Source organism: Acidovorax sp. KPB24-07 (assembly GCF_057543315.1).
In genome coordinates this window covers 1-1,405 of record NZ_BAAJYS010000635.1, presented here as the reverse complement: position 1 = coordinate 1,405, position 1,405 = coordinate 1, and the positions used below count along the sequence as shown (strand labels likewise).

Here is a 1,405-nt window from a genome sequence, read left to right as displayed (position 1 = left end):
GGCCGGCCCGTCGGCAGGGGGCCGCCGCGGCGGCCGGCCCCGCCGCCGTCAGCAGCGCCAGCAGCGACACGAGGGCCAGCAAGGCCAGGCGCCCGGCCCGGCATGCGGTTTCATTCATGGGGGATCCGATCGGACGTGGGAATGCGGCAGGTCTGCCATGTGCGACTCTACGCACCCCGGGCAAAACAGTACAGATTCAGTTTGCCGCTAAAAATACGGATCAGTTGCATGCCGTCCACGCCGCCACGGTCCATCCACCACCCCTCCCCGGTCCGCTCCCGTCCATGAAACGCTACGAACGCCACGCCGACGCCCTCGCCCAGTTGATCCACAGCGGCGCCCTGCGCGCGGGCGATCGCATGCCCTCGGTGCGGGAAACCAGCCGGGCCCGGGGCATCAGCCCATCGACCGTGTTCGCGGCCTACGACCTGCTGGAAGCGCAGGGCCTGGTGCATGCGCGGCCGCGCTCGGGCTACTACGTGAGCCACCGGCAGCCGTCCGCCACGGACCGCGTCCCGGCCGAGCCCCAGCCTTCGGCGCCGCACGACGGCTCGCGCGGCGTGGAGATCAGCGACTTGGTGTTCGACGTGCTGGGATCGGCGCGCGACCCGCACCTGGTGCCGCTCGGGTCGGCGTTTCCGGGCCCTGAACTCTTTCCGCTGGCGCGGCTGGCGCGCTGCCTGTCCAGCGGCATGCGCCGGCTGGACCCGGCCGCCATCGTGCAGCACCTGGCGCCAGGCGACGAGCGGCTGCGCCAGCAGATCGCGCTGCGCTACGGCCTGCACGGCATGGCGGTGGATGCGGCCGAGATCGTGACCACCAACGGCGCGATGGAGGCGCTCAACCTGTGCCTGGAGGCCATCACGCAGCCGGGCGACATCGTGGTGCTGGAGTCGCCCACCTTCTACGCGGCGCTGCAGGCGCTGGAGCGGCTGCGGCTGCGCGCGGTGGAGATCACCACCCACCCGCGCGAAGGCATCGACCTGGGCGCCCTGGAACGCGCGCTGCGCGCGCACCCCGTCAAGGCCTGCTGGCTGATGCCCACGTTCCAGAACCCGCTGGGCAGCACCCTGCCCGAGGAGCGCAAGGAGGCGCTGGTGGCGCTGCTGGCCCGCCACGGCGTGCCGCTGATCGAGGACGACGTGTATGGCGAACTGCACTTCGCCCCGCGCCGCCCGCCGCCGGCCAAGGCCTTCGACACCGGGGGCCAGGTGCTGCACTGCAGCTCGTTCAGCAAATGCCTGGCGCCCGGCTACCGCGTGGGCTGGGTGGCCGCGGGCCGCTTTGCCGGCGCGGTGCAGCGGTTGAAGCTGATGACCACGCTCTCGACCGCCACGCCGTCGCAGCAGGCGCTGTCGGAATACCTGGACCAGGGCGGCTACGACCGGCACCTGCGCCAGCTGCG

Annotated in this window: 1 protein-coding gene; it reads left to right on the top strand. The window is 72.2% G+C overall.

Features of this window, described 5'->3' with window-relative positions; translation table 11 throughout:
* Positions 1-284: 284 nt before the first annotated feature.
* A partial coding sequence (locus AC27IQ_RS24570) for an aminotransferase-like domain-containing protein (protein ID WP_487091148.1) occupies positions 285-1,405 on the top strand: 1,121 nt, incomplete at its 3' end.